The sequence below is a fragment of the Pseudoduganella sp. GW821-FHT12E03 genome (assembly GCF_058807115.1).
In genome coordinates, this window is the sequence record NZ_JBXAQJ010000002.1 from 473,913 (window position 1) to 497,594 (window position 23,682).

A 23,682-nucleotide genomic window follows, 5' to 3' on the forward strand; every position below is an offset into this window, starting at 1 on the left:
GCCTCATGCATGAATACCTCTGACCACGTCCTGTATCTACTGAAAACGCGCGGACCGCAAAGCGCGCAAGCCCTGGCGGAATTGCTGGGCTTGACGTCCATGGGCGCGCGCCGCCAGCTGGAAGCCGCTCAGGAAAAAGGCCTGGTGGAATTTGCCGATGTGGCCGACAAGGTGGGGCGGCCGTCGCGCCGCTGGCATTTGACGGCGGCCGGCCATGCGCGCTTTCCGGACCGCCATGCCGACCTGACTTTGCAACTGATCACGCAAGTGCGCACCCTGTTTGGCGAGCCGGGGCTGGACCGGCTGATCGTGGCGCGCGAACAGGATAGCGAAGCGCTGTACCGCGCCGCGCTGGAGCGGGCGCCGCCGGGCCTGGCAAGCAAGGCCGGGGCGCTGGCGGCGGCGCGGGAAGCGGAAGGGTATATGGCCGAAGTCGAAGCACAGGACGATGGCAGCGTGCTGCTGATTGAGAACCATTGCCCGATCTGCGCGGCGGCCTCCAGCTGCCAGGGCTTTTGCCGCTCCGAACTGCAAGTGTTCCAGCGCGTGCTGGGCGAAGCGTGCACGGTGGAGCGGGCCGAACACTTGCTGTCCGGCGCGCGCCGCTGCGTCTACCGCCTGCGTCCGGTGCGCTGAGCATCCCGGTGCCGGCGTACACTGCTTCCCAAAGCCACCTTGGCAAGCCGGGAGGACACCATGCTGGACGAACAAATACGCCGCGAATTCGTCGCCGAAGCGTGGCGGCGCTATGAGGAATTGCAGAACTGGGCCATCAGCCATTGGCCGGACCCGGACAATCCGCTGAGCAGCTCGGATTTTGTCGAAGGCCGCAAGGAAATCCTGTCGCTGGGCCAGGGCCGCGCCCGCTGGCGGCAAGCCGTGCAGGCGGGGGCCGAGCCGGAAAACGGCGGCAAGCAATACGAGCAAGTGACGCCGATGCCGTGGCCGTAGGCGGCCATGCGCCGCGCCCGCCGGTGCCGGTATGCGGTCACCGCGACAGCGCCTGGAACGGCGCCATGTACTCCGGCGGGATCCGCACCGCATCGCCTGCCATGGCCGATACGATGACCGTGCCGATGGCCACGCCCGCGGCGAACGCGACCATGATGGCGGCCTTGCGGGCCGCGGGGCTGCGCATCCCCAGCCTGGGCGCCAACGCGCTGCCAAGGTGGACAAACACGGCCGTGACGGCCAGCACGTAGTGCGGCACGAAATACAGGGTATACGGCCACACGTGCAAGCCTGCGGCGGCAAAATACAGGTTGCTGTCGAGCTTGAACAGGCCGCGCGCGCCCAGGACCGCCAGCGTATGGGCGGCCAGGAAATACAGCAGATACAGGCCGGCCAGCCGCGCGGGTTTGGCCATTGCGGGCACTTGCGCGCCGGCGCGCTTGCGCAGGCGCAGGAAGCCGGTCACGATTTGCACCACAACGCTGGCCAGCAGCAAGGCTTCCACCGGTGGCCAGCGGTAGACCACCCGTAGCGCGTCCATGGCGGCCAAGTGGGTGGACGGCCCCAGGAGCAGCAGCATTTGGTTGGCAAGGTGGAACACCAGGAACAGGCCAAGCAGCGCGCCGGAATACCGGTGCAGCCTGGCGAGGCTGAGTGACGCGCCTGGCATTGAAACAGGCGGCGTTGCGGGGAAGTCGGGCGGTGTGGAGGAGGTCGGCATAGGGTGGCGGTAAATGGTAAGCTGTTGACGTATATGCAAGCCTAACTTTCGCCGAGGCCGCCGTCTTGAATAATTCCGACATTGCCGACACCCACCTGGTCTTGCCGCCGGCCGCGCTGCATGGCTGCGTGCGCGCCTTCATTGCGCGCGACAAGACACGGGACGGGGCCGCGCCCCGGTTTGCCGAGAACCATTTTCCTGCCGCGCCGTTTTGCGCCATCACGTGGTTCATCAAGGGCCAGGCGTGGCTGGGCGATGCCATTACCGGCGCCGGTCATTGCAGCGGCGCGCCGCTGGACCGGGTGGTGGTGAGCGGGCCGCTGAGCCATCCGCTGGTCACGTACAATCCCGCGCCGGTCCATGCCTTCATGGTGGTGTTTTATCCCGACGCCTTCCAGGAAATAACGGGGGCGGCGCCAGCGGCATTGGCGGACCGGCAACTGCCCCTGCGGCAAGTGCTGGCGCCGGCATGGCACGCGTTTGCCGATGCGGTGCTGCGGGCCGGCAGCGATGGTGAACGCCTGCGTATTGCTCAGGCGTTCTTGTGTGCGCAATGGCAGCCGGTGCGGCGCGCCCGGGATCCCGGCGCGCCGTGGCTGCAGGCGCTGCGGCAGCGCTTGCAAGGCGTGCGGGGGGCGATAGGCGAGCGCCAGTTCGAACGCAAGGTCAAACAGTTGACGGGGCAGTCGATGCAGGCGCTGCGCGGCACCGGCCGGCTGGAATCGGCGCTGCTGCAGGCGCGCGGCGAGGCGGACGAGGGAGCGCTGGACTGGTCGCGCGTGGCGTTTGACGCCGGCTATGCGGACCAGCCGCATTTATGCCGGGAAGTGCGCCGGCTGGCGGGCGCCGCGCCCAATCAATTGCTGCGGCGCAGCCAGGACGATGACGGCTACTGGCTGTACCGTTACTGGCGTTGAGTCAAGCCATATGCGTCACGTCATCCGCATCACGTCATGTGGATCACCGCGCCCAGCTGGTGGCGCGCGGTGAAGGCGGCGAAGGCCTGGAATTCGGCATAGCAATCCTTCAGGCAGGTGGCCACTTCATGGCTGCGGCTTTCCCACAGGTCACCCAGGTACACGCCTTCAAAATCGGCGGTCTTCAGCGCGGACACCACTTGTTCTTCGCTGATGGCGGCGCAGGCTTCGGCGATACGCGCCATAGCGTTGGCGCGGTGGTACAGCGCCGGCCCGTAGCCGACGTCGATATGGCCGAGCGGCTGGGCGTCATCGAAGAAGCCGGGCATGCGCGGGGCGCAACTGCGCAGGCAGGCGCCCAGCCCATCCCACAAGCGGTCCAGGTCGAGCAGGTAGCGCTCGTGGCCGGTGTACACCAAGGTGGGCACTTCCGGCGCCAGGGCAGCGTTTTCAAAGCCGATTTCAGCCAGGTAAAGTCCCCCGTCTTCCGGTTCGACCAGGCGCCACACGAGCGGCGGGTCGGCCAGGACGCGGCGGATATTGCCATCGCTGACGGCGTAAGCGACACATGAGATTCCCATGAGGAAATCCTAGCACGGCCTTCAGGATTTTGTGGAAAACTCTTCGCCCTGTTGCGCAATCAGCCACGCTAGCAAGCTGACAGCCAGGCAGCCCAGCACGCCGCACGCCAGGTGGAAGGCGCTGTCGAACAGCAGCGGCGCCAGCAGGCCGGACACCAGCGCAAACAGGATCATCTGGATGAACGATTGCATCGACGACGCCAGGCCGCTGTTATTGGGGAAATGGTTCAGTGCAATCAAGGTCATCGGCGGCATGGAAATCGCCAGTGCAAATGAATACAGGAACAGCGGCAGCACGGCCCACGGCACTTCGGCGGCAAAGAAATAGTTATAGGCCACGTTGGCAATGGCCGCCACCGTCATCAGGGCATAGCTGATCCAGATTTGCGCGCCCTGGGAATAGCGGTGCGCAAATTTCGAGGCCAGCGCGGAACCAATCACCATGCCGCTGATCAGGGGAATGAACAGCCAGGCAAACGCGGTTTCCGGCAAGTGCAGGATATGCATGATGAAGTACGCGGCCGAACCGATGTACAGCGCGAAGCCGCCGAACGCCATGCCGACCGCCACCGACAGCAGCAGGAACTGGCGGTGGCGCAAGACGTTCCAGTAATTGCGGGCGATGGCGCCGAAATGGAACGGGTGGCGCTGCTGCACCGGCAAGCTTTCCGGCAGACCGCGCTGCACCGCCACCATCATTACCACGCCGAAGGCGGCCAGGAACCAGAAGATCGAACGCCAGCCCAGCGACACTTGCAGCCAGCCGCCCAGGATCGGCGCGATCGCCGGCGCCAGGCCGAACACCATCATCACGTTGGCCAGGATCTTTTGTGCTTCGGCGCCGCTGAAGCGGTCTTGCACGATGGCGCGTCCCACCACGGAACCGGCGCCGGACGACAGCCCCTGCACGATGCGGCATGCCAGCAGCACCCCAAAGGTGGGCGCCAGCGCCGCACCGATGGAGGCCACCACATACAGCGCCAGCGACCACAGGATCACGGGACGGCGGCCGAACGAGTCGGACAGCGTGCCGTAAAACAGCATCATGAAGGCAAAGCAGAACAGGAACAGCGACAGCGTTTGCTGGATCGCCATCGGGCTGGCGCCAAAGGTTTGCGCGATGGCGGGGAACGATGGCAGGTAAGTGTCGATGGCCAGCGGACCGACCATCGTCAGGCCGGCCAGCAGCACGGTCAGCAGAATATTCATCATACGTGTATCGTTATGCGGACCGGTATTTTACGCCACCCTTTATATATGCGTTTTTCGCATATATAAGTTTGGAATTATTCTTTCGTGTAGCCGCATCGGCTCATTAAGCTCAACAATTGTTTGTCGAATTTTTATACTGCCATGACCATCGATACCTTTGACGGCACAGGCGTGCGTGCATCGCACTGGAACCTGGGCCCCGTGATTGAGCAACTGCGCGTGTCGCGCGAAGCGACCCATAACATCCGTCACCAGGGCAAGGTGCGCGAATTGCCGTCGCGTGAAGCGCTGGTGGCGATCGTCGACGGGATTTCCGCCGTGCTGTTCCCCACCCATTACGGGCGGCCGAACCTGACCGATGAAAGCATCGATTACTTTGTCGGCGACACCCTCAACACCACCCTGAACCGCATGACCGAACAGGTGCGGCGCGGCTTGCAGTTCGCGTCGGAATTCGACGGCCTCGATGAAGAAGCGCTGACGCAAAAAGCATATGAAATCACGCGCGACTTTGCCGCGGGCTTGCCGCAAGTGCGGGCGCTGCTGGTGTCGGACGTGCACGCGGCCTTTGCCGGCGATCCTGCCGCCACCTCGATTGCGGAAATCATGCTGTGCTATCCGGGCACCATCGCCATCCTGCATTACCGGATTGCACACATGCTGCACAAACTGGGTTCGCCGTTCATTGCGCGCCTGATTTCCGATATCGCCCACACCAAGACCGGAGTCGATATCCACCCGGCCGCCACCATCGGCGCCAGCTTCTTCATCGACCACGGCACCGGCGTGGTGGTGGGCGAGACCGCGATCCTGGGGCAGGGTGTGCGCCTGTACCAGCAGGTGACCCTGGGCGCCAAACGCTTCCCGGCCGACGCCAGCGGCGCGCTGATCAAAGGGACGCCGCGCCATCCGATAGTCGAGGATGATGTGGTGATTTACGCGGGAGCGACCGTGCTGGGCCGCATCACGATCGGCGCCGGGTCCACCATCGGCGGCAACGTGTGGCTGACGCAGAGCGTGCCGCCGAACAGCAATGTTTCCCAGGCCCAGATGCGCAATGAATGTCGGTAACTATCGATTTTCTCGATTGTAATCCAGGAAATTTTTGGTTTTACAATCGAATAATCGATGGCCATAATCACTCCCACGTAAATCGTTCCCAACTATTGAACTGGAGTGAATATGAAGAAGATTGTTGCCCTGCTGATCGCCGCCGGATTCTCGATGGCCGCCACCGCCGCGCCGGAAACCTATGTCATCGACAGCACCCACACGGCGCCCCGTTTCGAATACAGCCACTTCGGCTATTCGAACCAGGTCAGCCGTTTTGACACCACGTCCGGCAAGATCACCATCGACAAGGCCGCCAAGACCGGCTCGGTGGACGTGACCATCGACGCAAAATCGGTCAACACCGGCTACGCCACGTTCAACAACCACATCCAGGGCGAGGACTTCTTCCACACCGCCAAGTTCCCGTCCATCACCTACAAATCCACCAAGGTGCATTTCAACGGCGACAAGGTGGCGTCGGTGGACGGCAATCTCACCATCAAGGGCGTGACCAAGCCCGTCTCCCTGACCGTGACGTCGTTCCAGTGCATGCCGCACCCGATGCTGAAGAAAGACGCGTGCGGCGCCAACGCCGTGGCGAAAATCCTGCGGTCGGACTTTGGCGCCGGCAAATACGCACCGCACGTCAGCGATGAAGTGACCCTGACGTTCGCGATCGAAGCGGTCAAGGAATAATGTCACACCCTGGGGTCAGACCCCGAATGTGACAAAAGTGGACATATGATCCCAAGAAATGTCTACTTTTGTCATAAATGGGGTCAGACCCCAGGGGATGACAGAGGGGCTACACCAGCTGGAACCAGCCGAGTACGGCCCCGGCGCCCAGCAGCCACAGCAGGTGGAGGCTGGTGCGCCAGATCACGATGCCGGCCGCCAGCGACAGCGCCCACAGCGGCCAGTGATCGATGGTGGCCGCGCTGGTGGTGGCCAGGATGATGCCGGTCGAGACCAGCATGCCGACCACCACCGGCGACATCCCTTGTTTAAAGGCCCGCACGCCGCGCATCTCGCGGTTGCGGTGCAGCCATTGCGACGCCATGTAGGTCAATGTCGTGCTGGGCAGCATGATGCCCGTCATGGTGACCGCCACCCCCAGCACGGCCGCCGTATAACTGCCGGCATTGAGCCCGACTTTCCATCCCATCAGCGCGACAAACAGCACGTTCGGACCGGGCGCCGCCTGGGCCAGGGCAATCGCATCGTTGAATTGCTGCGGCGTCAGCCAGTGGTGCTGTTCCACCAGCAGGCGGTGCATTTCCGCCGTGGTGGAAATCGCGCCGCCCACCGACATCAGCGACAGCAGCAGGTAATGGCCAAACAGGCTGAGCCAGTCGCTCCAGGTCAGTACGATGGTGGTCATGCTTTCAGCCTCCGGTAAGTCAGCAGGCAGCACAGCATGCCCAGTCCGCCCAGCACGTACAGCAACGGCAGCCGCAGCCACGCCAGCAACAGCACCGCCACGACAGCCACCCCCAGGCCCAGCGCCAGCGGCAGCGGATGCCGCTTGAGCGAGGCCGCCAGCTTGACGCCGGTGGCGGCGATCATGCCGGCCGACACCGCCGCCATGCCGCGCAGGGCGCCGGCCACGCCCGGATGGTCGGCGAATTGCGAATGCACCAGCGCCAGGGCAATGATCAGCAGCAGGGGAATGGCCAGCATGCCCGCCAGCGCGGCCGCCGCGCCCGGCATGCCGAAGTAACGCGCGCCGATCACCAGCGACAGGTTGACGACATTCGGGCCCGGCATGACTTGCGCGACGGCCAGTTCTTCCGTGAATTCTTCCTGGGTCAGCCAGCGCTTGCGTTCGACCAGTTCGCGCTGCACCACCGCCAGCACGCCGCCAAAACCCTGCAGGGCCAGGATGGTAAAAGAGAAAAACAGGTCGGCCAATGATTGCGGCCGCCGGCGATTGTCGAGCGGATTGTCTTCAGGAATCATCCCGCCATTATCCTTGACTTCCACATTTATTGTTCGATACTCCCTTCACGGCCGATAGTGGCCCGCCACTGTGAAGGAACCGCAATGGAAGCACACACTGTTTTAGACCGGCCCGTGCCGGCCCTGCAGCCACCCCATCAGCAGCGCAGCGACGCGCGCTGCAGTGAAATCGTCAACAAGGGCATTGCGGTGCAAGATTGTTTTTCCACCCTGTGTGCGATCGAATATCTCAAGTCGAACAATGTGCGCGCGGATGTGATTGAGCGGGTGTTGCTGCACCCGGATTTGCGGCGCCGCGTACCCCATTGAGCCGGACCGGTGCGCGCACAAAGTCAGCCGTACTTATGCACAAAAATTGTCTGCCCGTAAACCTGCAAAAAATTTTCACGCGGATTTCACTGCTTTGCTAAGTGCTTGATTTTGAAGGAGGTAAATTCTGCCATTTGAACGGGCAGTTTGTTGGAACCCGCATGGTTACAGGCCGTGCGGGCTGTCAAGAGGGGCTTTTCCACAAAGATATCCACACACTTTGTGGATATCGGAAAAAGCGCTTAACAATCCGCCACTTAGCTGCAACCTGGCGGCCCCGGCAAGGCAAATGACGGCATGATGCGGGGACGATGCCGGCAAAATCGCGGGAAATAACTACTGTATGCGTATCCAGTGCTTTGCCGGCGCGGCGTCGCCGGCGGCATCCGGCGCGGCGGTGGAAACTTGCGCGCCCAGCAACTCTTCTTTGGTGGCGTCCAGCAGGGCAAGCGCCTTCGCGCTGGCGTCGACGATGCGGTTGTCGCCATCGAGCGTGAAGCCAAGCTGGCGGCCCAGTTGCGCCTGCAAGGCCGCGATGCGCTGTTCCTGTTCCGCCAGGCCCGCATAGCCGCGCAGCGACGAAATCACCGTGGTGAACAGCTTGCGGGTGGTGAGGTCGCTCTTGCACCAGAAATCATTGATGTCGTAATCGAGGATGATGCTGTGTTCCAGCGCCTGGCCAGGCTGGCCGGTCCGCAATACAATGCGCACCAGCTTGTTGTGCAACTCGTCGCGGATCTGGCGCGCGACTTTCAAGCCCGCTTCGCTGGTCTCCATGATGACATCCAGCAACACCAAGGCCACGTCGGGGTTGTTGCGCAACACCGTCAGCGCTTCACCGCCACTATAGGCGTGCAGGAAGCTGAGCCGGCGGCCCTGGAAGCAGGCATTGCTGAGGGAGAATTTGGTGACCACATGGACGTCGACATCGTCGTCAACAATCAGCACCCGCCATGGGGCCGGCACGGCAGCGCCATTCGGGTCCGCGCCGGCAGGCGCATCTTCTTCAATCATCCAGTCCGGGCTACTTTCTTCTTTCACGTTCATGCACATTCCTGTGGCTAATCAATCGTCGGCGCGCACTACATCAAGACACGGGCCGCCCATTCGTGCATCCGCTTCAGCAACACTATTCCTCGGCTGAATATTTGTCAAAGGGTTCCGGGACGCGGCGCCCGGGGCTGCCCGTTCTGGAAGCAAATGCCGAACTTTTTTTTTCAATCGGCAAAAAATTATTTTTGGTGTTGCTTCAAGCGATTTGCAAGTAATTGATTTTTTTGATGAAAATTTTTGCCTGCGAAATCAGCAATTTGTTGAAACCCGCTTCAACACTACGTCTCCAGCCTGTCAAGGGGGTGTTTTCCACACGCTTATCCACAGACGATGTGGATAACGCTGAAAAGCGCTTTAGAAACGCCCTGTTAGAACAGCTTGATAAGGCAAACTCTGTCGTGCGGCGTTATAGCTGCCGTTTCAATTTCTCCAACATCTCCAGGAAGCGCTCGCACGCCAAGCCCGGCGGCCACGGTTCCCACGGCTGGCCGCCATAGACGGCTTGCAGCGGATCCGTGTCCAGCGGCTGCGCCCGTATTTTCAGCGTTTGCCGGACTTCATTGCGCGACCAGCCCACCACGTGCACGGCTTCGCTGGCGGCGGCCAGCCGGTCGGCGCGCTTGTGGATGCGGTGGCCATCGCGGGTCCAGCGCGGCAAGCCATAGCGCAGGAAGACCGCCTGTTCGAGCCGCCGGCTCAGTTCCCTGAACTGGTCACCCAAAAAAGGTTTAAGGACGGAAATGCAGTCGAAGCCCAGCAAGCCTTCTTCCGCGTCATGCAACAACTCACGCAATTCCACCTCGGGCGGCAAGGTTTCGCCGTTGTTCCCGGCCCAGGTGCGCCGCAACTGCATCACGGTCAGGGAATGCTGCGCCACCGATAACGGCAGCGGCCACGCGGAATGCCCGCCCCAGCGGTAGGTGCGCGCCAGGCCCAGCGCCAGGTCGGCATCGTCCCAGTCGAACGGGGTCGGGTCCAGCAAATCCAGCCGTTTTCCCGAAGGCATGCGGACCCAAGCCCGCGCATCGCCGCGCATTTGCTTCCTTTTAACCATTTATTTTGTGCGCATTGTATTACAAGCATGATAGCGACTCCAACATGGTGGAAAATTCTATTCTTATGAGCAACATTACTTGAATTTGCAATACACTATTCGGACGCGGCCCACATCTTTTGGAGATTCCATGGCGACACGTCCTTCCTACCTGTATCCCGGCGGTTCGGTGATGATGCACTCACCGCTGCAATTGAAGAATTCCGACATGTATGGCTATTTCGTCAAAGGCGATGTGGCCAAATTGCAGCACACGCTCGATACCAGCCTGAATGCGGTGGCCGGACAGCGCATGCGTTTCAAGGCGCTGTCGCCCTACGTGATGGTGACGTTTACCCGCGTCAACCACGCGGACTCCGCCGCGCCGGTGGACCATGCCAAGGGCTGGATCACGGAAATCGATATCGTCACGTGGGTCATGACGGGGGCGATGGACCCGGACGGCAAGCTCGATCACATCTATTGGTATCCTTGCCACATCTTTGTCGATGACGCGATGGCGCTGATCAACGGCCGTGAATTGTTCGGCTATCCGAAATACCTGTGCGAATACGAGATCCCGCAAGATGGACTGCCGCCGCTGCGCTGTTCGGTCTCCGCCAAGGGCTTTAAACAGTTTTCGCCGGAGACCCGCATTGCGCTGCATCCGCTGTTGGAAGTCAATGCCGTCAACCCCAACCAGCAAGAGAAAGTCCTCGATGATATCGGCGACCTGATCGAGGAAGCCATCAAGCTGTTCCTGGCGGTGCCGGACTTCTTCAACATGGACAAGGAGGGATGGGAAGATATCGGGTCGCTGCTGCGCAACCCGCGCATCGACCAGATCTTCCTCAAGCAATTCCCGGACAGCGCGGGCATCAAGGCCGTGTACCAGGCCATCGTGGCGGCGCCGGCCACCATCGACAAGCTGCACAGCGTGAAGTTGCTGGGTTATGACTATGAAGCGACCCTGCATGCCTTCGACAGCTTCCCGCTGAACGACACGCTGGGCTTGCAACTGGGGCCGCAAGCGGCGATTTTGCCGTTCCACGTGAATTTTGATTTCACCGCGCAGCCGGGGGAGGAACTGGTCGACAACTCGCGGGTGAACCCGGAAAAAATCGCGATCCTGGGCGGCGGCGTCGGTTCCATGACGGCCGCGTATTACCTGACCAACCAGCCGGGCTGGGAAAACAATATGGAGATCACCGTGTACCAGCAGGGCTGGCGCCTGGGCGGCAAGGGCGCCAGCGGACGCAACGCGGCACTGGGGCAGCGCATCGAGGAACACGGCCTGCACATCTGGTTCGGTTTCTACGCCAATGCCTTCAAGATGATCAAGGAAGCCTACGCGGCGCTGGGGCGTCCGCCGGGATCGCCGCTGGCGACCTGGGAAGACGCGTTCAAGCAGCACGATTACGTGGCGTTGTCGGAAGACGTCAATGGCGAATGGCGCAACTGGTCGATCATGTTCCCGAGCCTGCCGGGTGAGCCGGGGACCGGCACCGAAGAGATCACGCTGTGGCAAATGGCGGTGGCCATGATTGCGTGGATCGAACAGTGGCTGAAAAACCTCAAGGACATCGCCGACGGCCTGGAGGAAAAGAAGGCGCCGGAACACGCCAGCGGCCCGGGCGGCTGGCTGCGCCGGCTGGCCGACGACGTGCGCGAAGATATTGCCGACCTGGCGGACGACGTGGTGGTGTCGGCCGGCGCGCTGGCGGCGCTGGTGTCCAACCTGGCGCCGGATTCGTCCAGCCACCAGCAATCCGAGCATGACATGCTGGGCGGGACGCTGGGCGGCATCCGCCAGTGGCTGCACGCGCGCTACCGCGACAAAATCATCAGCAACGATGACTTGCGCCACATGTTCATTTGCCTGGACCTCGGCATCACGGTCATGAAAGGCATGTTTGAAGACGGCGTGTTCCGCCACGGCTTTGACGTCATCAACGACATCGATTTCCGCGACTGGCTGCGCAAGCATGGCGGCGATGAGGATTACTGCGTCAATTCCGCGCCGGTGCGCGGTTTCTACGACCTGGTGTTCGCTTATGAAAATGGCGACTTCGACAAGCCGAACGTGGAAGCCGGCACCATCCTGCGCTCGATGATGCGCATTGGCCTGGCGTATAAAGGCGGCATCATGTTCAAGATGCAGGCCGGCATGGGCGACACCATCTTCACGCCGATGTATGAAGTGCTGAAGGCGCGCGGCGTGCAATTCAAATACTTCCACAAGGTCGATGAACTGGTGCCGGACGGCGACACCATCGGCGCCATCCGCATGACGCAACAAGTGGCGCTGGCGGGCGCGCAATACGATCCGCTGGTCGATGTCAAAGGCCTCGGCTGCTGGCCGTCCGCACCGCTGTATGAGCAGATCGACCCGGCCCAGGCCGCGCTGCTGCAACAGGAAAACGTCAACCTGGAATCGTACTGGACCAACTGGCCGGAGCTGTACCGCGAAGCGTTCGGCAAGCCGCTGCCAACGGTGACATTGAAGAAAGGCGTGGACTTCGACAAGGTCGTGTTCGGCATTTCCATCGGTTCCCTGCCGGCGCTGTGCCCGCAATTGCTGGCGAAAAGCGACAAGCTGCGCGCCGCCTCGGAGCAGGTGCAAACCGTGGCGACCCAGGCCTACCAGGTGTGGCTGAACAAGGACCTGGCGCAAATGGGCTGGACTTGCCAGCCGGACGGCCAGCAGCCGGTGCTGTCGGGCTTTACGGAACCGTATGACACGTGGGCGCCGATGGACCAGTTGCTGTGCCGTGAAGACTGGCCGCCGGCCGTCGATCCGAAAAACGTGTCGTACTTCTGCAGCGCGCTGCCGGTGGCGGCCTACCCACCGCCGTCCGACCACGCGTTCCCGGACCGCATGAAAGCCGTGGCGAAAGAGGGCGCGGTCAACCAGTTGCGCAAAGAAATCGCGTATTTGTGGCCCGCGGCCGGCCCGGCGGGCGCCTTCCCGTGGAACTGGCTGGTCGATCCGGCCGAAGGCACGGGCGAAGCGCGCTTCGATGCGCAATACTGGCGCGCCAATGTCGATCCGTCCGAACGCTACGTGCTGTCGGTGGTCAATTCCACCCGGTACCGGCTGGCGACCGATGAATCGGGTTTTAATAACCTGTTCCTGACCGGGGACTGGATCAAGACCGGCCTCAATGCCGGTTGCGTGGAAGCGGCCGTGATGGCGGGCATGCAGACTTCGCGCGCCATGACGGGGTATCCGCAGGTGATCCAGGGCGAGAAAGACTTTTAAACGGGCGGACTTCCGATGCCGATGAAAAAAGCCGCGCCAGCCGCCAGTCCGGACGCCTATGTGGCGGCGCTCGATGGCTGGCGCCAGGCCCAGGTGGCCGCGCTGCGCGCGGCGGTGCTGGAGGCGGCGCCGTTCGATGAAGTCATCAAATGGGGCCACCTGGTGTATTTCAGTAACGGCCCGGTGCTGCTGATCCGCGCCGAAGACGAACGGGTCTTGTTCGGCTTCTGGCGCGGCAAGCGGCTGGGCCATCTCGAGCCGCGCCTGAAAGGAGGCGGCAAGTACGAGCTGGCGACGATGGCATTGACACCGGATACGCCGCTGGAGCGGGAGACGGTGCTGCGGCTGGTGCGGGAGGCCGTGGCGTTGAACGCCACACTGGGCAACCCAACGTCTATCCATTGATCGGCGCCATTGGCCGCGTAGGGCGGTTCTCTTGCGAGCCGCCATGCGTGCGTCGACGCGACGCATGCAGGCGGCATTGTAAATGCCGCCCTACGGGTTATGCGCCCCGTGTCTTCGGCAAGTTCAGCGGCAAGTTCAGCGGCGCAGCACCAGGGCCCGCAGTGAAATCACCGCCATGCCACCGGCGCTGACGGCCAGGGTGACGGCGGCCATCACCGGCCCGAGGTCCCAGTGGCCGGTGTAGTCGGCCGCCACCGTCAGCACGATGGCGGTCACCAGTTGCGCGGGCAGCAGGGCGCGCAGCCAGCCATACAAACCATAGACGCCGCGCGCCAGGAACCGGTTCGCCAGGTACAGCACGGGCCCCCACAGCACCGTCAGGAACACCAGCACGGCGGCCGCCAGGATGACGATCCTCATGGCTTGTCCCTGGGTTCGCGCGGCGTGGTGGGCAGGCGCAGCAGGTAGACCGTGACGGCGCAGGCAATCGCGGCCAGCACGAATTTCACGGCCAGCGTGACTTTCCAGATCGAATACAGCATCGAGGCCCACATCATGACCAGCGCCAGGATCTTGCCGCGCAGCGGGATGCCGCGCCCGTCTTCGAAATCGCGCAGGAACTTGCCAAACGTGCGGTGGTTGCGCAGCCATAGGTGCAGGCGCGGCGAACCACGCGCATAGCAGGCCGACGCCAGCAGCAGGAATGGCGTGGTGGGCAGCAGCGGCAGGAAGATGCCGAGGACCGCGAGGACCAGGGCGAAGCTGCCGAGGATATTGGTGGCGATTCTCATGTGTGGGTGAAACGCAATGACGTAAGGCCTATCATACCCTGCATTGGCGCCGCGATTGCAACGGCGTGCGGGGTGGCCTATGCTGGTTGTCCCGATGTTGTGAATGTTGTGCATATTGTGATCACTGAAAGGGTGTTATGCGGGTGGTGATGATCGGCGGCACCGGCCATATCGGCAGTTACCTGGCGCCGCTGCTGGTGCGGGCAGGGCACAGCGTGGTGACGATTGCGCGCGGCCTGAGCGCGCCGTATTTTGCCGATCCGGCCTGGGACCAGGTCGAGCGGGTAGCGGCCGACCGCGCGGAGCGGGACAAGGCCGGCACGTTTGGCGCGCTGGTGGCCGGATTGAAGCCGGACGCGGTGATCGACCTGATGTGCTTTACGCCGGACAGCGCGCGCCAGTTGCTGCAAGCGTTGTCCGGCAGTGGCGCGCACCTGCTCCATTGCGGATCGGTGTGGGTCTATGGCCCGCGCAGCGGGGCGCTGCAGGATGAAACCTCGCCGCGCGCGCCATATGGCGTGTACGGAGAGTGGAAAGCGCAAATTGAAACGCTGTTGCTGGCGCAGGATGCCGTGCCCGTGACGGTGATCCATCCGGGCCAGATCGCGGGCCGCTACTGGTGGCCGGTGAACCCGGGCGGCAACCTGCAGCCGGCCGTCTTCGCGCAACTGGCGCGCGGCGCGCCGCTGGCGCTGCCGGACGGCGGCGAGGCGACCCTGCACTTTGCCCATGCGGCCGATATTGCCGACGCCTTCCTGCGGGCGCTGGAAGCGCGTGCCATTGCCCAAGGCCAGGCGTTCAATGTGGCGTCGCCGGAACCGGTGACCTTGCGCGCGTATGCCGGGGCGGTGGCGCAGTGGCATGGCCGCCAATGGCGGCCGGCCGACGGCGACTGGCGCGGCGGCTACAGCCCGCAGGAAGTGCAGTTTGCCGAGTATGTCGTGAAATACAACACCGGCTGTTCCAGCCGCAAGGCGGAACGCCTGCTGGGCTGGCGCGCCACGGTTGACGGGCTGCAGGCCGCCGGCGAGGGCATCCTGCATTTGCTGGCGCCGCGCGCCTGAAGGTCATGAAAGGTCAGCGGTGCGGCACCACGAACAGCAGTATCGGCGGCAGGAGCAGCGCGGCCAGCACCACCCGGCGCAACACGCGGCCAGTCTTTAAGTCCGCATGGCGCCGCGCCACCAGCCACGACCAGAGGGTGACCGGCAGCGCCAGCAGCACGGCGAACGCCCCGGTATAGAGCATGGAAATGACCATGCTCAGCGCCAGCGCCTCATGCCGGGGATCCGCCTGCCAGTTGCCGGCCAGGGTCGAGACCACGAAGATTTCCGCGAGCAACAGCGGGGCAATACCGAGCGACATCAGGGCATTGGCGATGGTGAGTTGGCGTTGGGGTGTCATGCAGCCACTATAGCGGCTGCCACGGGATTTTGCAGCAGTTCCGGCAGCGCCTGTGCTTTTAGCGCCAAGGCGCTTCACCGGCAAGGCTAATTGGCGGCCATGCTCGCTTCCGGCGCCGTCGTACTGGCGCGCAAGTCCTGGCACGCCTGTTCCAGCGCTTCCTGCAATTCCGGCAAGTTGGCGGTGACCTGGTCCAGGTCGCCGGCCGCCGCCAGTTTTTCCAATTTGTGGCACAGCGTATGCAACTGCGCCGAGCTGAGATAGCCGGCGCTGCCTTTCAAGGCATGGAAGGCGGCCGAGGCGGTGCTGGCTTTGCCGCCCTGGACGGCTGTGCGGGCCAGTTCCAGGCGGCGCGGCGCTTCATCGAGGAAGGCTTGCGTGATGCGCTGCATGTGTTTTTGCGACAGGCCGGCCAGCGGCAGGATGCGGATCCGGCCATCGTTATTGACGGGCTGCGCCACCTGTTCCAGCGGCGCCACGCCGAATTGCGCGGCCAGCTCCGCGTCCGACGGCGCGGCCGGCTGGCCAGCCTGTCCGGCCGCGGCGCTGTCATATTGCGCGAACCCGGCTGGTTCCTGACCGGCATGTGCGCTGTCGGCCGGGGCGACGAATTGCAGGGTACGGCCACGCGACAGCAACTGGGCAATGGTTTTTTCAATCTGGTCGTACAGCAAGCGTTCATCGACCGGCTTGCTGAGGAAACCATCCATGCCGACCGCGAGGTAGCGTGCGCGGTCATGGTCGCTGGCATTGGCGGTCAGGGCGATGATGGGCACGCTGGTGTCCTTGACCCGGTAATCTTCGCTGCCGCCACGGCGGATCAGGCGCGCGGCCTGTTCGCCATCCATGGTTGGCATGCGGCCATCCATCAGCACCAGGTCGTATTCGTCCCGCGACAGCGCGGCCAGCGCGTCGACGCCGTTTTCCACGATGGACACCGCGTGGCCCATGCTTTCCAGCAGGGTACTGATGATGATCTGGTTGGTGCGCACGTCTTCGGCGCACAGGATGTTCAGGCGGTAGGCATGGCGCGCTTCGCGCGGTAGCGCCATCAAATCGTTTTCAGGCGGCATACCCAGCGCCAGCGGCAAGGTAAAGTGGAAGTTGGAACCGACGCCCGGGGTGCTGTCGACACCGATCACGCCCCCCATCAACTCCACCAGCTCCTTGCAGATCGCCAGGCCCAGGCCGGTGCCGCCAAAGCGGCGCGTGGTGGAAATGTCGGCTTGCTCGAATTTCTGGAACAGGCGCGACAGGGTGGTCGGGTTGATGCCGGGACCGGTGTCGCGGATACTGAACTGCACGTGGGTGAGGCCATTGCGGCCCTGCCGGGCGGACGCTTCGAGCCGCACTTCGCCCCGGTCGGTGAACTTGATGGCATTGCCCAGCAGGTTCAGCAGGATTTGCCGGATCCGGGTCGGGTCGCCCTGCACATAGCGGGGCAGGTCCAGCGCCAGGTCGACTTTCAGCAGCAGGCTCTTGGCATCGGCTTGCGCTTGCAGGATGCCGACCGCTTCATCGATCAGCGAACGCAAGTCCACATCCACGGTTTCAATCGACAGCTTGCCGGCGTCGATCTTGGAAAAATCCAGGATATCGTTGAGGATGGCCAGCAGCGCTTCACTGTTTTGCAGGCCGATGCGCAGGTATTCCTCGGTGCGGCCGCGCACGGTCTGGTCGCGCAGCGCGAATTTCAGCATGCCGATCACACCGGCCAGCGGCGTGCGGATGTCATGGCTCATGGCGGACAGGAAATCGATGCGGTGGCGGCTGACGATTTCCGCGTGCTCCTTTGCTTCCGTCAATTCCGCGGTGCGTTCCTGCACCCGCTGTTCCAGGTGGTTGCGCAGCAGACGGATCTGGTCGGCCAGCGCAAACGCCAGCAACACGCCATCGAGCGTCCCGCCCAGCAGGGTGAACAGCTGGGCGTTTTCCACGGCGGCCGGAATCAGGCCGACATTGGCCGGCAAGATCAGCACGCCCGGCAGCATCAGGGCAACGAAGCCCAGGATAAAGAAGCGGGCCGGCTGGTAGCCGTTGCGCCACACCACGATGCCGCTGATCAGCGCCAGGGTCATCCAGATGGAGATCGCGATGGTGGCCAGGGTGTGCGCATACGGCAGCGCGATAAAGCAGCTAGGCAACAGCAGCAGCGGCAAAATAAAGTTGATGTTGCTGATCTTGTGCAGCCGCGGCGCATTGTGTTCCAGGCGCAGGAAGGCGCGGTAAAACAGCGTGCTGAGGACCGGCAGCAGGAAGAAGGGCACGTAATGGAAGCGCAAGTCATGCCAGCCAAACAGGTCGGTGGGCAGGTGGAAAGTCAGCCCCCAGCCGGTCGCATAGCACAGCACGTACAGCGAGTAGTACAGCGGCGAATGGTCGCGCGTGTAGGTATAGATGAAGAAATTGAAGATGGCCAGCGCCACCAGCGCGCCGATCGAACCAATGACGAGGAAATTTTCACGCGCCACCAGGGTGCGGTAAGCGTCTTGCGGTGTCACGGCAAACACCGGCGTGCGCGCGTAATACGGGCTGGAAAAGCGGATCAGCACCTCATAGGTTTCACCCGGCTGCAGCGCCACGTCCTTGCCATAATGGAGCAGGTATTCGTGCGGCGCGCGGTAGCCGGTGGACAGGTGCTGCAGCGCGGTGTCGGGGCCATACAGGCGGGTATCGACCAGGTCGATCAGCGTGTCGTTGGGGTCGAGGACCCAGGCCGACTGGCGCGTATCGTTGCGCAGCCGCGCATGCAGCCAATAGCCGCCGCCCAGCAAATCCACTTTGGCGGCGGGCTTCAGCTTGGCAATGAACGCGGGCAGATCACCCGGGTCGGAGGGAAACGCCTGGCCCGCGTCATGGTACAAGGCGCCGTGCTTCAGCAAATCGATGGTGGCCGCTTTGGTCAGCACGGCCTGGCCGGCACGGGTGTCGGCGGCGGGGCCCGCTTCCGATGCCAATCCCGGCGCCGCCAGCGAAGGCGCGCCGGCCAGGGCCAGCGACAAGAGCAGGCATGCGGTCAGGCACGCGCCCAGGTAGGTGGTCAGACGGACAGGCAGGCGACGGGGCACGCTGGCGAACAGGGCGATGAATTGTAAGAACATCGTGGGGTCCGGACTGATTTTCCTGGCCGCTGGGCGGCAGCGTGAAGATAGTAAAATATGATACTTGCCATATTCTAATCGACTCTAGACGGAATCCCTATCTTGCTGATCTCACCTGAACAATTCTTTGGATTTCTCGCGGCCGCCGTGGTCATTACCGCGTCGCCCGGGCCGGACAACCTGATGGTGCTGGGGGTCGGCATGTCCAAGGGCCGCGCGCGCGGCATTGCCTTCGGCCTCGGATGCGCGCTGGGCTGCCTGACGCACACGGTGTTGGCCACCCTCGGGGTCAGCGCGCTGATCGCCGCCTCGCCGATGGCGTTCACGGCCCTGAAAGTGTTTGGCGGGCTGTACCTGATCTGGCTGGGATGGGGTGCGCTGCGCAGCAAGGGCGGAGCGCAGGTGGCGGCGGAAGGCTTGCCGGACGAATCGCTGGCCCGGCTGTTCGGCAAGGGCTTGTTCGCCAACAGTATCAATCCGAAGGTGGTGCTGTTCTTCCTGTCGTTCCTGCCGCAATTCGTGGTGGCGGAGCGGGGCGGCGTCAGCTGGCAGACCGCGCAATTGGGCCTGGTGTTTACGCTGCAGGCATGCGTGCTGTTTGGCTTGCTGGGTTATTTCTCGGGCGGGATTGGCAAGTGGATCAACCGCAGCCCGCGCGCGGGGCTGTGGCTGGACCGGATAGCCGGGACGATTTTTGTGGGACTGGGCGTGCGCCTGATCGCGGCCCGCTAAGGGGACGCGCTGGCCCTGATCGCGAAGCGCAATTCCAGGCGGTCCTGCACCGCCAGCGCGCCGCCGAAGACGGCGAATGGCTTGATGCCGAAGTCGGTTTGCAAGATCGTGAACTGGCCGGTGGCGGCGATGCTGTTGCCGGTTTTGACGATGTCAGCCGGGAACGTATAGCGGCGCGTGACGCCGTGCAAGGTGATGTCCGCATTGAGCGCGCCGGCGCTGCTTTGTTCGGCCAGGACCAGCACTTCCGGATAGCGTTCCGCATCGAGTACTTTCACCAGCATGTTGTGGCGCGTACCGGCAATCGCATCGGCTGCCGGCGCCGCCGGCAAACCGGCCTGCCGGCGCAGCGCGTCGTCATCGACCACCATCGTATCGAGCCGGAAGCGGAATTCCGCGCGCGCCGGGTCGCCCGGGGCGCCGGGATAGGCCACGCCGGTCAAGGACCGGGCGGCCACCACATGGTCGTGGCCCAGCCGGGCCAGGGCGCCACCGCGCCGTACCGTCACGGCGATCAGGGAGTCCCCGTCCAGTTTCCACAAGGCGCCGCCCCGTGCGCGGACCTGCTCTTGCCAGGGCAGCGGCGTGGTTGCCGGCGCCGCAGCGACTGGCGCCGGGGGCACGGGTGTTGCTTTTTCCACTACTGGTGTTGGCAAACGTACACACGCACCGAGTAGTAGCAGGAGGGAAATGCCTGTTAGCCGCGAAAAATGACCCATTGTGATTATTGGTGAGAATTAAGTCTGTTTCTTTGTACTAATCTACGCCTGACAGCAAGGATTTAGAGCAACACCAAAGCAATGAATGACCGTATCAGACCCGGTCACCCATCAGTGCGATGATACCGCTCTTTCAAATCTCACCCGATTTGAATCCCTTCGCCCGCGACATGTCGCGGGTTTTTTTTTGCCGCAACCCGCCATCGCATGACTGAAACAATTGTTACAGATGTGATGGCCAACCTTAATCAATCCCTAAGCTTACCCCAAAGGAATACTGGCACAGTACCACCTGTAGCGCGCAGTCCTCACTGCGCGCCAGGTTGCCGTATCCCTCAGACGCGGCACGATTATCCCCGCGCTCTTAAAAGCGTTTTGACCGGCTCCCTCCTCCAAGATCGCCGGTCTTTTTTTGCCTGTCGTATTCGTGATTTTCCCCTACACTGGCATTTTTTCGCACACGGGATATTTTATGCGCATTTTAAATCAGGCCGGCATGGCGCTGGCTCTGCTGGCGTTGGCGCCGGCACAGGCGCAGGCCGCCGATGAGCCTTACTGCCATATCGATCCGTCCAAACCCAAGTTTTATCGGCTGGAATTGTCGGTGCCCACCACGTTTTGCATGAATCCGGACAGCCGGTCCGATCCCAGCTGTAAGAGTTTCCCCAAACCGGGGCTGCAATTACATGGCTTGTGGCCGAATTACCATAGCGGCTTTCCGTCCGGCGACTGCGACAAGAAGGTATGTGCGACGCAATCGGACGCCAAGGGTAAATTCTGCGCCTATCCGCAACCGCCCGGCTTATACCAGTCCGCTGAATGGAACAAGGGCAAGCAATATATGGCGGGCCTGGAAAAATGCCTGGAACGGCATGAATGGGTCAAGCACGGCACGTGCACCACGATGCAGCCGGCCGCGTATTTCGGCTGGGCGTTGAAGCATACGCAAGCCTTTGCCGACGCCGTCGCGCCGCTGTTGGACCGTCCGGTCACGCGCAAGGAATTCGACCAGTTGATAGCAAAGAAATTCCCCGCGCTCGATGGCGCGGTGCGCCTGAAATGCCGGGGCGCCTATGTGGATTCGCTCAACGTGCAATTTGAATGGGGCAGTGAACCGGGCGCGCCGATCAAAACCAAAGGCGGTGACAATGGTTATGGCAATTGCGGCAAAGAATTCACGTTCCCGAGCAAGTTATGATTGACCTCTACACCGCCGCAACCCCGAACGGCCACAAGGTGTCGATTGCGCTCGAAGAACTGGCGCTGCCGTATACCGTGCACGCGCTGGATCTGGCGGCCGGCCAGCAAAAGGAACCGTGGTTCCTGGCCATCAATCCGAATGGCCGCATTCCCGCCATCATCGACCGCGCGGCGGACAATTTCGCCGTGTTTGAATCGGGCGCGATCCTGATCTACCTGGCGGAAAAGACCGGGCGCCTGTTGCCGCTTGATGCCAAAGGGCGTTCGCAAGTGCTGCAATGGCTGATGTTCCAGATGGGCGGCATCGGCCCCATGATGGGGCAGGCCAATGTGTTTTACCGCTACTTCCCGGAAAAGCTGCAAGCCGCCATCGACCGCTACCACGGCGAGTGCAGCCGCCTGTTCCGCGTGCTCGATGGCCATTTGCGCCACCATGACTACCTGGCGGGCGATTACTCGATTGCCGATATTGCCAACTGGGCCTGGGTGCGCACGCACAGCTGGTCCGGCGTGCCGGTTGATGGCATGCCGCATTTGCAGCGCTGGCTGGCGCTGGTGGGCGAGCGGCCCGCGGTACGCAAGGGCATCACCATGCCGCCATCGAAGCTGGACCGCCATGCCAGCGCCGACCAGGCGGAACGGTTTGCACAGGAAGCACGCAAGATGCTGGAAACCGGACAATCCAGGGAGGCCCGATGAAGTTGTATACCAGCGCGAAAGCGCCCAATCCGCGCCGCGTGGCGATGTTCATTGCCGAAAAAGGCATCAGCGGAATCGAGACGCAATTGATCGACCTGGGAGCACTGCAACACCGCAGCGCGGAATTTTTGGCCGTGAATCCGTTTGGCCGGGTGCCGGCGCTGGAACTCGACGATGGCCGCGTCCTGTCGGAAACCCGCGCCATTTGTACTTACCTGGAAGGGGTCTATCCGGAACCGAATTTGATGGGCGATGGCTATGATGACCGCGCCTTTATTGAAATGGCGGACCGCCGCATCGAGCTGCACCTGTTTGGCGGCTTCGCCAACTGTATCCGCCACACGCATCCGGGCCTGGCGGCGCTGGAACAGCCGCAATTCGCGGACTTCGGCGCGTCGCAGGGGGACAAGGTCCGGGCGACCGCGCGCTGGCTGGACGGCGTGCTGGCGCAGCAGCCTTACGTGGCGGGGCAGCGTTTTACGGTCGCCGACATCACGGCCTTTTGCGCGGTGGAATTCGCGCGCGGGTTGATGAAATTCCGCCCGGCGGCGGAAGGGCTGGAACATTTGCAGGCCTGGCGCGACCGCATTGCGCAGCGGCCCAGCGCCGGCGCAGGATGACAAGCGTGCGCCGCCTGTAAAAATGGCGCGGCTGAATGTGTCGGGCGGTTCGCTGCCGGCGCATGGGGTAGTGGCGGTGCGGGCATGGCGGCTTCCGCTGCGCGGAAACCACCCTACGCAATGCGGCGGCGCCAGCTTGGCTGCGGCAACTCCGCATAGTGCGCCGCCAGCGTATCGGTGGCGTCGATCGGCTTGTCCAGGCCCAGGATGCCGAACGGCGCCAAGCTGGCATGGAACAGGTTCACCACGCGCTGGTGCAGCAGCGGGCCGAAATCCGGCGGCGCGCGGCGGCACACGATCAGGTTGAATTCATTGAACGACGCATCGGTCACCAGGTTGTATTGCGCCCACGTGATGTGCGAACGCAGGGCGGGCGCCAGCACCAGGCGCTTGCCGCTGGGGACGAAGTAAGCGGACAGGTCTCCCTGGCCGCCGCTGCGCGCATACGCCCCTTGGCATTGCGCCAGGTGTTCCTGTGTCACTGACGCATCCTGCGCTTCGGCCAGCTGTTCGTCGCTGGCCACGGTGGCGTGGATTTCCGTTTGTTCCAGCAGACCTTCTTCGGCCAGAATAATTGCCAGCGTCCACGCCTGTTCCGCGCCGGCGCAATCGGCCAGCCACACGCGTGGCAGGGCGGCGCCGCGCAGGCACCCGCCCACCAGCTGGCGCAATTGGCGCGCCTCATCCTGGTCGTCAAACAACGTGGCGGGCGGCACGTGCAAGGCGCGCAAGGTGGCCGACGCGGCGCCGGGATCGTGCAGCACGCTGTCCTGCAACAGCGACAGCGTGCGCAAACCGCGCTTTTGCATCACGCCGCGCAGCTTGCGCCGCAGCGCCGCCCGCTCATGGCCACGGAAGTCATAGCCATAGCGCTGCAGCAATGCTTCGAGCAGCAATTCCAGTTCCAGCGCCTCGACTTCAGGCGCCGCTTCCCGCAGCATCGGCGTCACATTCCCCATG

General features: G+C 63.0%; 26 protein-coding genes. 13 read left to right on the plus strand and 13 right to left on the minus strand.

Features of this window, described 5'->3' with window-relative positions:
- Positions 1-9 precede the first annotated feature (9 nt).
- Complete coding sequence (locus AC1RRC_RS05820; RefSeq protein WP_493054318.1) at positions 10-636, plus strand: helix-turn-helix transcriptional regulator; 627 nt, start codon at positions 10-12, stop codon at positions 634-636.
- Positions 637-696: 60 nt separating this feature from the next.
- Complete coding sequence (locus AC1RRC_RS05825) at positions 697-951, plus strand: hypothetical protein (RefSeq protein ID WP_493054319.1); 255 nt, start codon at positions 697-699, stop codon at positions 949-951.
- A 37-nt stretch (positions 952-988) separates the two neighbouring features.
- Here the strand turns inward: AC1RRC_RS05825 and AC1RRC_RS05830 are convergent, their stop codons facing one another.
- On the minus strand, positions 989-1,621 hold the full coding sequence (locus AC1RRC_RS05830) for a succinate dehydrogenase/fumarate reductase transmembrane subunit (RefSeq protein WP_493054320.1): 633 nt from the start codon (positions 1,619-1,621) through the stop codon (positions 989-991).
- A 116-nt stretch (positions 1,622-1,737) separates the two neighbouring features.
- On the opposite strand from AC1RRC_RS05830, the gene AC1RRC_RS05835 reads away from it, so the two are divergent.
- Positions 1,738-2,589: an AraC family transcriptional regulator gene (locus AC1RRC_RS05835; protein ID WP_493054321.1), complete on the plus strand. Its 852-nt coding sequence runs from the start codon at positions 1,738-1,740 to the stop codon at positions 2,587-2,589.
- Between the two features lie 29 nt (positions 2,590-2,618).
- On the opposite strand, the gene AC1RRC_RS05840 is transcribed toward AC1RRC_RS05835, so the two are convergent.
- Complete coding sequence (locus AC1RRC_RS05840; RefSeq protein ID WP_493054322.1) at positions 2,619-3,170, minus strand: DUF1877 family protein; 552 nt, start codon at positions 3,168-3,170, stop codon at positions 2,619-2,621.
- Between the two features lie 21 nt (positions 3,171-3,191).
- A complete protein-coding gene (locus tag AC1RRC_RS05845; protein WP_493054702.1) occupies positions 3,192-4,379 on the minus strand; it encodes a multidrug effflux MFS transporter in 1,188 nt (395 codons plus the stop codon).
- Between the two features lie 144 nt (positions 4,380-4,523).
- On the opposite strand from AC1RRC_RS05845, the gene epsC reads away from it, so the two are divergent.
- Together epsC and AC1RRC_RS05855 are read left to right on the plus strand one after the other, a co-directional pair.
- Entirely contained in the window at positions 4,524-5,453 is a 930-nt protein-coding gene (gene epsC / locus AC1RRC_RS05850; protein ID WP_493054323.1) for a serine O-acetyltransferase EpsC, read from the plus strand.
- 111 nt (positions 5,454-5,564) lie between these two features.
- Positions 5,565-6,131, plus strand: a complete 567-nt coding sequence (locus AC1RRC_RS05855; RefSeq protein WP_493054324.1) for a YceI family protein — start codon at positions 5,565-5,567, stop codon at positions 6,129-6,131.
- Positions 6,132-6,240: 109 nt separating this feature from the next.
- On the opposite strand, the gene AC1RRC_RS05860 is transcribed toward AC1RRC_RS05855, so the two are convergent.
- Both AC1RRC_RS05860 and AC1RRC_RS05865 read right to left on the minus strand, forming a co-directional pair.
- On the minus strand, positions 6,241-6,816 hold the full coding sequence (locus tag AC1RRC_RS05860; protein WP_493054325.1) for a chromate transporter: 576 nt from the start codon (positions 6,814-6,816) through the stop codon (positions 6,241-6,243).
- Positions 6,813-7,394: a chromate transporter gene (locus AC1RRC_RS05865; protein WP_493054326.1), complete on the minus strand. Its 582-nt coding sequence runs from the start codon at positions 7,392-7,394 to the stop codon at positions 6,813-6,815. Before AC1RRC_RS05865 ends, AC1RRC_RS05860 begins: the two co-directional genes overlap by 4 nt.
- A gap of 84 nt (positions 7,395-7,478) precedes the next feature.
- Here AC1RRC_RS05865 and AC1RRC_RS05870 point away from each other — a divergent pair, with 84 nt between their 5' ends.
- Complete coding sequence (locus AC1RRC_RS05870; protein WP_493054327.1) at positions 7,479-7,703, plus strand: hypothetical protein; 225 nt, start codon at positions 7,479-7,481, stop codon at positions 7,701-7,703.
- Positions 7,704-8,039: 336 nt separating this feature from the next.
- Here AC1RRC_RS05870 and AC1RRC_RS05875 read toward each other — a convergent pair whose 3' ends face one another.
- Positions 8,040-8,750: a response regulator gene (locus AC1RRC_RS05875; protein WP_493054328.1), complete on the minus strand. Its 711-nt coding sequence runs from the start codon at positions 8,748-8,750 to the stop codon at positions 8,040-8,042.
- A gap of 412 nt (positions 8,751-9,162) precedes the next feature.
- Positions 9,163-9,762, minus strand: a complete 600-nt coding sequence (locus AC1RRC_RS05880; protein ID WP_493054329.1) for a phosphohydrolase — start codon at positions 9,760-9,762, stop codon at positions 9,163-9,165.
- 178 nt (positions 9,763-9,940) lie between these two features.
- Here AC1RRC_RS05880 and AC1RRC_RS05885 point away from each other — a divergent pair, with 178 nt between their 5' ends.
- Both AC1RRC_RS05885 and AC1RRC_RS05890 read left to right on the plus strand, forming a co-directional pair.
- The gene (locus tag AC1RRC_RS05885; RefSeq protein ID WP_493054330.1) at positions 9,941-13,051 is read left to right on the plus strand and encodes an NAD(P)-binding protein; all 3,111 of its coding nucleotides are present in this window, start codon (positions 9,941-9,943) and stop codon (positions 13,049-13,051) included.
- A gap of 15 nt (positions 13,052-13,066) precedes the next feature.
- Complete coding sequence (locus tag AC1RRC_RS05890) at positions 13,067-13,456, plus strand: DUF1801 domain-containing protein (RefSeq protein ID WP_493054331.1); 390 nt, start codon at positions 13,067-13,069, stop codon at positions 13,454-13,456.
- 135 nt (positions 13,457-13,591) lie between these two features.
- Here AC1RRC_RS05890 and AC1RRC_RS05895 read toward each other — a convergent pair whose 3' ends face one another.
- The gene (locus tag AC1RRC_RS05895) at positions 13,592-13,876 is read right to left on the minus strand and encodes a hypothetical protein (protein WP_493054332.1); all 285 of its coding nucleotides are present in this window, start codon (positions 13,874-13,876) and stop codon (positions 13,592-13,594) included.
- Positions 13,873-14,247: a YbaN family protein gene (locus AC1RRC_RS05900; protein ID WP_493054333.1), complete on the minus strand. Its 375-nt coding sequence runs from the start codon at positions 14,245-14,247 to the stop codon at positions 13,873-13,875. Before AC1RRC_RS05900 ends, AC1RRC_RS05895 begins: the two co-directional genes overlap by 4 nt.
- A 137-nt stretch (positions 14,248-14,384) precedes the next feature.
- On the opposite strand from AC1RRC_RS05900, the gene AC1RRC_RS05905 reads away from it, so the two are divergent.
- On the plus strand, positions 14,385-15,311 hold the full coding sequence (locus tag AC1RRC_RS05905; protein ID WP_493054334.1) for an NAD-dependent epimerase/dehydratase family protein: 927 nt from the start codon (positions 14,385-14,387) through the stop codon (positions 15,309-15,311).
- A gap of 13 nt (positions 15,312-15,324) precedes the next feature.
- On the opposite strand, the gene AC1RRC_RS05910 is transcribed toward AC1RRC_RS05905, so the two are convergent.
- Complete coding sequence (locus AC1RRC_RS05910) at positions 15,325-15,651, minus strand: hypothetical protein (RefSeq protein ID WP_493054335.1); 327 nt, start codon at positions 15,649-15,651, stop codon at positions 15,325-15,327.
- Positions 15,652-15,737: 86 nt separating this feature from the next.
- Positions 15,738-18,752: a hybrid sensor histidine kinase/response regulator gene (locus AC1RRC_RS05915; protein WP_493054336.1), complete on the minus strand. Its 3,015-nt coding sequence runs from the start codon at positions 18,750-18,752 to the stop codon at positions 15,738-15,740.
- A gap of 102 nt (positions 18,753-18,854) precedes the next feature.
- On the opposite strand from AC1RRC_RS05915, the gene AC1RRC_RS05920 reads away from it, so the two are divergent.
- Positions 18,855-19,484: a LysE family translocator gene (locus AC1RRC_RS05920; RefSeq protein ID WP_493054337.1), complete on the plus strand. Its 630-nt coding sequence runs from the start codon at positions 18,855-18,857 to the stop codon at positions 19,482-19,484.
- On the opposite strand, the gene AC1RRC_RS05925 is transcribed toward AC1RRC_RS05920, so the two are convergent.
- Positions 19,481-20,107, minus strand: coding sequence for a YceI family protein (locus tag AC1RRC_RS05925; protein WP_493054338.1), 627 nt, complete (start codon positions 20,105-20,107; stop codon positions 19,481-19,483). The two genes, AC1RRC_RS05920 and AC1RRC_RS05925, sit on opposite strands and share 4 nt — an antisense overlap.
- A gap of 568 nt (positions 20,108-20,675) precedes the next feature.
- Between AC1RRC_RS05925 and AC1RRC_RS05930 the strand changes: the two genes are divergently transcribed.
- The 3 genes from AC1RRC_RS05930 to AC1RRC_RS05940 are packed head-to-tail and all read left to right on the plus strand — an operon-like array spanning position 20,676 to position 22,722.
- Complete coding sequence (locus AC1RRC_RS05930; protein WP_493054339.1) at positions 20,676-21,401, plus strand: ribonuclease T2 family protein; 726 nt, start codon at positions 20,676-20,678, stop codon at positions 21,399-21,401.
- Positions 21,398-22,102: a glutathione S-transferase family protein gene (locus AC1RRC_RS05935; protein ID WP_493054340.1), complete on the plus strand. Its 705-nt coding sequence runs from the start codon at positions 21,398-21,400 to the stop codon at positions 22,100-22,102. Before AC1RRC_RS05930 ends, AC1RRC_RS05935 begins: the two co-directional genes overlap by 4 nt.
- Positions 22,099-22,722 (plus strand): glutathione S-transferase family protein, encoded by a 624-nt coding sequence (locus AC1RRC_RS05940; RefSeq protein WP_493054341.1) that lies wholly within the window; start codon positions 22,099-22,101, stop codon positions 22,720-22,722. Before AC1RRC_RS05935 ends, AC1RRC_RS05940 begins: the two co-directional genes overlap by 4 nt.
- Positions 22,723-22,835: 113 nt before the next feature.
- On the opposite strand, the gene AC1RRC_RS05945 is transcribed toward AC1RRC_RS05940, so the two are convergent.
- Entirely contained in the window at positions 22,836-23,681 is an 846-nt protein-coding gene (locus tag AC1RRC_RS05945) for a CheR family methyltransferase (RefSeq protein WP_493054342.1), read from the minus strand.
- Position 23,682 lies beyond the last annotated feature (1 nt).